At 51.1% G+C, this 5,486-nt stretch carries 2 tRNA genes and 3 rRNA genes; all 5 read left to right on the top strand.

Annotated features, from left to right (window positions below):
- Positions 1-242: 242 nt before the first annotated feature.
- The 5 genes from AAEZ06_RS26835 to rrf all read left to right on the top strand — a co-directional run bounded on the left by AAEZ06_RS26835 (position 243) and on the right by rrf (position 5,440).
- A 16S ribosomal RNA gene (locus AAEZ06_RS26835) occupies positions 243-1,779 on the top strand.
- An 83-nt stretch (positions 1,780-1,862) separates the two neighbouring features.
- A tRNA-Ile gene (locus AAEZ06_RS26830) sits at positions 1,863-1,939 on the top strand.
- A 30-nt stretch (positions 1,940-1,969) separates the two neighbouring features.
- A tRNA-Ala gene (locus AAEZ06_RS26825) sits at positions 1,970-2,045 on the top strand.
- A 235-nt stretch (positions 2,046-2,280) separates the two neighbouring features.
- A 23S ribosomal RNA gene (locus AAEZ06_RS26820) occupies positions 2,281-5,172 on the top strand.
- A gap of 152 nt (positions 5,173-5,324) precedes the next feature.
- A 5S ribosomal RNA gene (rrf, locus tag AAEZ06_RS26815) occupies positions 5,325-5,440 on the top strand.
- Together the 16S, 23S and 5S rRNA genes with 2 tRNA genes alongside form the textbook arrangement of a ribosomal RNA operon.
- Positions 5,441-5,486: the final 46 nt, after the last annotated feature.

Genomic DNA, 5,486 nt, shown 5'->3' with positions numbered 1-5,486 from the left:
CTTCTTAAAATAACCGCTTGACAGCAACAGAGGCTGCTGTAGAATGCGCCGCTCGGTTGAGACGAAAGATCTTAACCAACCGCTCTTTAACAACTGAATCAAGCAATTCGTGTGGGTGCTTGTGGAGTCAGACTGATAGTCAACAAGATTATCAGCATCACAAGTTACTCCGCGAGAAATCAAAGATGTAACCAACGATTGCTGAGCCAAGTTTAGGGTTTCTTAAAAACCCAAAGATGTTTGAACTGAAGAGTTTGATCATGGCTCAGATTGAACGCTGGCGGCAGGCCTAACACATGCAAGTCGAGCGGTAGAGAGGTGCTTGCACCTCTTGAGAGCGGCGGACGGGTGAGTAATGCCTAGGAATCTGCCTGGTAGTGGGGGATAACGTTCGGAAACGGACGCTAATACCGCATACGTCCTACGGGAGAAAGCAGGGGACCTTCGGGCCTTGCGCTATCAGATGAGCCTAGGTCGGATTAGCTAGTTGGTGGGGTAATGGCTCACCAAGGCGACGATCCGTAACTGGTCTGAGAGGATGATCAGTCACACTGGAACTGAGACACGGTCCAGACTCCTACGGGAGGCAGCAGTGGGGAATATTGGACAATGGGCGAAAGCCTGATCCAGCCATGCCGCGTGTGTGAAGAAGGTCTTCGGATTGTAAAGCACTTTAAGTTGGGAGGAAGGGCAGTTACCTAATACGTGATTGTCTTGACGTTACCGACAGAATAAGCACCGGCTAACTCTGTGCCAGCAGCCGCGGTAATACAGAGGGTGCAAGCGTTAATCGGAATTACTGGGCGTAAAGCGCGCGTAGGTGGTTTGTTAAGTTGGATGTGAAATCCCCGGGCTCAACCTGGGAACTGCATTCAAAACTGACAGGCTAGAGTATGGTAGAGGGTGGTGGAATTTCCTGTGTAGCGGTGAAATGCGTAGATATAGGAAGGAACACCAGTGGCGAAGGCGACCACCTGGACTAATACTGACACTGAGGTGCGAAAGCGTGGGGAGCAAACAGGATTAGATACCCTGGTAGTCCACGCCGTAAACGATGTCAACTAGCCGTTGGGAGCCTTGAGCTCTTAGTGGCGCAGCTAACGCATTAAGTTGACCGCCTGGGGAGTACGGCCGCAAGGTTAAAACTCAAATGAATTGACGGGGGCCCGCACAAGCGGTGGAGCATGTGGTTTAATTCGAAGCAACGCGAAGAACCTTACCAGGCCTTGACATCCAATGAACTTTCTAGAGATAGATTGGTGCCTTCGGGAACATTGAGACAGGTGCTGCATGGCTGTCGTCAGCTCGTGTCGTGAGATGTTGGGTTAAGTCCCGTAACGAGCGCAACCCTTGTCCTTAGTTACCAGCACGTAATGGTGGGCACTCTAAGGAGACTGCCGGTGACAAACCGGAGGAAGGTGGGGATGACGTCAAGTCATCATGGCCCTTACGGCCTGGGCTACACACGTGCTACAATGGTCGGTACAGAGGGTTGCCAAGCCGCGAGGTGGAGCTAATCCCAGAAAACCGATCGTAGTCCGGATCGCAGTCTGCAACTCGACTGCGTGAAGTCGGAATCGCTAGTAATCGCGAATCAGAATGTCGCGGTGAATACGTTCCCGGGCCTTGTACACACCGCCCGTCACACCATGGGAGTGGGTTGCACCAGAAGTAGCTAGTCTAACCTTCGGGAGGACGGTTACCACGGTGTGATTCATGACTGGGGTGAAGTCGTAACAAGGTAGCCGTAGGGGAACCTGCGGCTGGATCACCTCCTTAATCGACGACATCAGCTGCTCCATAAGTTCCCACACGAATTGCTTGATTCATTGAAGAAGACGATTTAGAAGCAGCCCGAAATTGGGTCTGTAGCTCAGTTGGTTAGAGCGCACCCCTGATAAGGGTGAGGTCGGCAGTTCGAATCTGCCCAGACCCACCAATTTTGTGTGGGAAACGCCTGTAGAAATACGGGGCCATAGCTCAGCTGGGAGAGCGCCTGCCTTGCACGCAGGAGGTCAACGGTTCGATCCCGTTTGGCTCCACCACTACTGCTTCTGTCATGTAAAGCTTAGAAATGAGCATTCCATTGTGATGATGGTGAATGTTGATTTCTAGTCTTTGATTAGATCGTTCTTTAAAAATTTGGGTATGTAATAGAAAGTTAGACTGGGCAACACTTTCACTGGTGTTGTTACAGGCTAAGGTAAAATTTGTGAGTTAAATTGCGAATTTTCGGCGAATGTCGTCTTCACAGTATAACCAGATTGCTTGGGGTTATATGGTCAAGTGAAGAAGCGCATACGGTGGATGCCTTGGCAGTCAGAGGCGATGAAAGACGTGGTAGCCTGCGAAAAGCTTCGGGGAGTCGGCAAACAGACTTTGATCCGGAGATGTCTGAATGGGGGAACCCAGCCATCATAAGATGGTTACCTTACACTGAATACATAGGTGTATGGAGCGAACCAGGGGAACTGAAACATCTAAGTACCCTGAGGAAAAGAAATCAACCGAGATTCCCTTAGTAGTGGCGAGCGAACGGGGACTAGCCCTTAAGTGGCTTTGAGATTAGCGGAACGCTCTGGAAAGTGCGGCCATAGTGGGTGATAGCCCTGTACGCGAAAATCTCTTAGTCATGAAATCGAGTAGGACGGAGCACGAGAAACTTTGTCTGAATATGGGGGGACCATCCTCCAAGGCTAAATACTACTGACTGACCGATAGTGAACTAGTACCGTGAGGGAAAGGCGAAAAGAACCCCGGAGAGGGGAGTGAAATAGATCCTGAAACCGTATGCGTACAAGCAGTGGGAGCCCACTTTGTTGGGTGACTGCGTACCTTTTGTATAATGGGTCAGCGACTTATTTTCAGTGGCGAGCTTAACCGAATAGGGGAGGCGTAGCGAAAGCGAGTCTTAATAGGGCGTCTAGTCGCTGGGAATAGACCCGAAACCGGGCGATCTATCCATGGGCAGGTTGAAGGTTGGGTAACACTAACTGGAGGACCGAACCGACTACCGTTGAAAAGTTAGCGGATGACCTGTGGATCGGAGTGAAAGGCTAATCAAGCTCGGAGATAGCTGGTTCTCCTCGAAAGCTATTTAGGTAGCGCCTCATGTATCACTGTAGGGGGTAGAGCACTGTTTCGGCTAGGGGATCATCCCGATTTACCAAACCGATGCAAACTCCGAATACCTACAAGTGCCGAGCATGGGAGACACACGGCGGGTGCTAACGTCCGTCGTGAAAAGGGAAACAACCCAGACCGTCAGCTAAGGTCCCAAAGTTATGGTTAAGTGGGAAACGATGTGGGAAGGCTTAGACAGCTAGGAGGTTGGCTTAGAAGCAGCCACCCTTTAAAGAAAGCGTAATAGCTCACTAGTCGAGTCGGCCTGCGCGGAAGATGTAACGGGGCTCAAACCATACACCGAAGCTACGGGTATCACTTAGGTGATGCGGTAGAGGAGCGTTCTGTAAGCCTGTGAAGGTGAGTTGAGAAGCTTGCTGGAGGTATCAGAAGTGCGAATGCTGACATGAGTAACGATAATGGGTGTGAAAAACACCCACGCCGAAAGACCAAGGTTTCCTGCGCAACGTTAATCGACGCAGGGTTAGTCGGTCCCTAAGGCGAGGCTGAAAAGCGTAGTCGATGGAAAACAGGTTAATATTCCTGTACTTCTGGTTATTGCGATGGAGGGACGGAGAAGGCTAGGCCAGCTTGGCGTTGGTAGTCCAAGTTTAAGGTGGTAGGCTGGAATCTTAGGTAAATCCGGGATTCTAAGGCCGAGAGCTGATGACGAGTTGTCTTTTAGACGACGAAGTGGTTGATGCCATGCTTCCAAGAAAAGCTTCTAAGCTTCAGGTAACCAGGAACCGTACCCCAAACCGACACAGGTGGTTGGGTAGAGAATACCAAGGCGCTTGAGAGAACTCGGGTGAAGGAACTAGGCAAAATGGCACCGTAACTTCGGGAGAAGGTGCGCCGGTGAGGGTGAAGCATTTACTGCGTAAGCCCATGCCGGTCGAAGATACCAGGCCGCTGCGACTGTTTATTAAAAACACAGCACTCTGCAAACACGAAAGTGGACGTATAGGGTGTGACGCCTGCCCGGTGCCGGAAGGTTAATTGATGGGGTTAGCTAACGCGAAGCTCTTGATCGAAGCCCCGGTAAACGGCGGCCGTAACTATAACGGTCCTAAGGTAGCGAAATTCCTTGTCGGGTAAGTTCCGACCTGCACGAATGGCGTAACGATGGCGGCGCTGTCTCCACCCGAGACTCAGTGAAATTGAAATCGCTGTGAAGATGCAGTGTATCCGCGGCTAGACGGAAAGACCCCGTGAACCTTTACTATAGCTTTGCACTGGACTTTGAATTTGCTTGTGTAGGATAGGTGGGAGGCTTTGAAGCGTGGACGCCAGTTCGCGTGGAGCCAACCTTGAAATACCACCCTGGCAACTTTGAGGTTCTAACTCAGGTCCGTTATCCGGATCGAGGACAGTGTATGGTGGGTAGTTTGACTGGGGCGGTCTCCTCCTAAAGAGTAACGGAGGAGTACGAAGGTGCGCTCAGACCGGTCGGAAATCGGTCGTAGAGTATAAAGGCAAAAGCGCGCTTGACTGCGAGACAGACACGTCGAGCAGGTACGAAAGTAGGTCTTAGTGATCCGGTGGTTCTGTATGGAAGGGCCATCGCTCAACGGATAAAAGGTACTCCGGGGATAACAGGCTGATACCGCCCAAGAGTTCATATCGACGGCGGTGTTTGGCACCTCGATGTCGGCTCATCACATCCTGGGGCTGAAGCCGGTCCCAAGGGTATGGCTGTTCGCCATTTAAAGTGGTACGCGAGCTGGGTTTAGAACGTCGTGAGACAGTTCGGTCCCTATCTGCCGTGGACGTTTGAGATTTGAGAGGGGCTGCTCCTAGTACGAGAGGACCGGAGTGGACGAACCTCTGGTGTTCCGGTTGTCACGCCAGTGGCATTGCCGGGTAGCTATGTTCGGAATAGATAACCGCTGAAAGCATCTAAGCGGGAAACTAGCCTCAAGATGAGATCTCACTGGAACCTTGAGTTCCCTGAAGGGCCGTCGAAGACTACGACGTTGATAGGTTGGGTGTGTAAGCGCTGTGAGGCGTTGAGCTAACCAATACTAATTGCCCGTGAGGCTTGACCATATAACACCCAAGCAATTTGTGAACTCGAAAGAGGCCAGATTGCGGTGTGTGAAGACGCTATACGTCGAAAATTTACAAGTAACACACAAATCTATTACATACCCATTCGCTGGAGCGTGAACCGAAAGGCACACGAGCTGGCTACCGAATTTCTTGACGACCATAGAGCATTGGAACCACCTGATCCCATCCCGAACTCAGTAGTGAAACGATGCATCGCCGATGGTAGTGTGGGGTTTCCCCATGTGAGAGTAGGTCATCGTCAAGATTAAATTCCGAAACCCCATTTGCGAAAGCAGATGGGGTTTTGTTTT

This window comes from Pseudomonas sp. HY7a-MNA-CIBAN-0227 (assembly GCF_040310325.1).
Taxonomy (GTDB): domain Bacteria; phylum Pseudomonadota; class Gammaproteobacteria; order Pseudomonadales; family Pseudomonadaceae; genus Aquipseudomonas.
The sequence above is the reverse complement of the archived record's forward strand: the minus strand, read 5'-3'. Positions and strand labels throughout refer to the sequence as shown.